This window comes from Deltaproteobacteria bacterium (assembly GCA_011773515.1).
In the GTDB taxonomy this organism is placed as follows: Bacteria; Desulfobacterota; Deferrimicrobia; order J040; family J040; genus WVXK01.
This window is the reverse complement of sequence record WVXK01000047.1, coordinates 1096-2463: the sequence shown is the minus strand read 5'-3', so window position 1 is coordinate 2463 and position 1368 is coordinate 1096. Positions and strand designations below refer to the sequence as shown.

Here is a 1368-nt window from a genome sequence, read left to right as displayed (position 1 = left end):
ATGGGAACTGACCCCGAGGGTTGGTATCCTCGATTTTCTATTTTTGGGACGGAAAATCGGATATCGATTGCTGACAGAAATTACTCTTTATCAGGGGTAATCCTGCTGATCTTTGATCCCTGCAGGCCCATACCCGCCATCAATCCTTTCTGGTCGAAGAAAAAGGCATAGATCTCCTCCTTGGCGGTGGTGGTTGTGAGGGAGCGGGCAAACCCCTCGTCGACAACGACGACGCTCGGACCCACGCCGATCTCCCAGCCTTTGCTGTTTTCTAAGTAGTCCACGGCGGATTGGGTCATGAAAAACAGCGCATATCCGAACTTCTGCGCCCCCACCTGCAGGCCGTAGGATGCGGCAACCGTCCTGTAGTAGCCGACCGATTTCCCGTCTACCCGAAGGGCCCCCGTCCCGTACTGAGCGCCAACGATGAGGCCCGCCTTGACGACATCGGGAAACACGAGGATCCCCCTGGCAACCCCGGAAAACTCCTTCGCGGTGGGAGAGCTCTCGTACAGCTCCAGCAGTGCAGCATCCACGTCACGGTCGATCTCTGCCTCGGTATCCGCGATTGCCAGGCGGGGTACCATCACCCCTGAACCCACGAATACCGCACACAGAAAAGCCACTGCGAAAAACAAACGTATCGAGGGAAATCCTGATCCTGTCCCATCTCTTTTCGTCATGATTCTCGTCCTCCCTTCTGTTTCCTCTGGAATCTAATCTTGCAGGGTATGGCCCCACACGAACCTATTTGCACCGCTGCTGCGGCTCACTTTCTATCCCATCCCCCGATATTCGGTAAACACCCGTTCACCTCTTCGCCGAGAAAATTGAAACTTCAGACCAGCTGCCCACTCCTGGTATTTTTACCATCTTCACGGAGAAGAAACAAGCTGCCCGGACATCTGAAGGGTCCATCTGAAGGGTCAGTTCCCATTTCCTCACATTTTTCGTCATTTCACCCATCCGATATGAGGAAATGGGAACTGACCCCGAAGTTTCGTCATTTGAGCATCTCACGCAGGATGAAGCAAATCGGGCCGGGCGTGATCGCCACGCAGATCGTGAGCAGGTAGATCGGGAAGGGAAAGAGCCTGCTCATCCCGGCGATAAGGCCGATACCGCCACCGCCTCCGATCAGTGCGTTGCCGGGAAGGTTGAACAGGACTCCTATGGTAAGAAAGCGGTAGCGAAGCAGAGAGGGGACAATCCGCGCCGGCGCGCTCTTGAGAAGATACTGGAGACGATCTTCCGCGCTGAGCGAATCGAGAATCGTAACGAGATCCCGTGCCCTGTTCAGGTTAAACCACCCGAGGGCGCGAGAGAGATAGCTGGCAGGAAGCAGCCTTCCGAGCAGAAAGCTCAGAG

General features: G+C 55.3%; 3 protein-coding genes. All 3 read right to left on the bottom strand.

The features are described from left to right. Positions 1-80: 80 nt before the first annotated feature. Positions 81-587, bottom strand: coding sequence for a twin-arginine translocation pathway signal protein (locus tag GTN70_04360; GenBank protein NIO16221.1), 507 nt, complete (start codon positions 585-587; stop codon positions 81-83). A gap of 223 nt (positions 588-810) precedes the next feature. Further along, entirely contained in the window at positions 811-957 is a 147-nt protein-coding gene (locus GTN70_04355; GenBank protein ID NIO16220.1) for a hypothetical protein, read from the bottom strand. A gap of 46 nt (positions 958-1003) precedes the next feature. Further along, on the bottom strand, positions 1004-1368 hold a 365-nt coding region (locus tag GTN70_04350), incomplete at its 5' end, for a hypothetical protein (GenBank protein ID NIO16219.1).

Excerpts from the sequence above, each read along its gene's own strand:
- GTN70_04360 (NIO16221.1), bottom strand. The coding sequence starts at position 587 with ATGGTACCCCGCCTGGCAATCGCGGATACCGAGGCAGAGATCGACCGT.
- GTN70_04355 (NIO16220.1), bottom strand. The coding sequence starts at position 957 with ATGACGAAAAATGTGAGGAAATGGGAACTGACCCTTCAGATGGACCCT.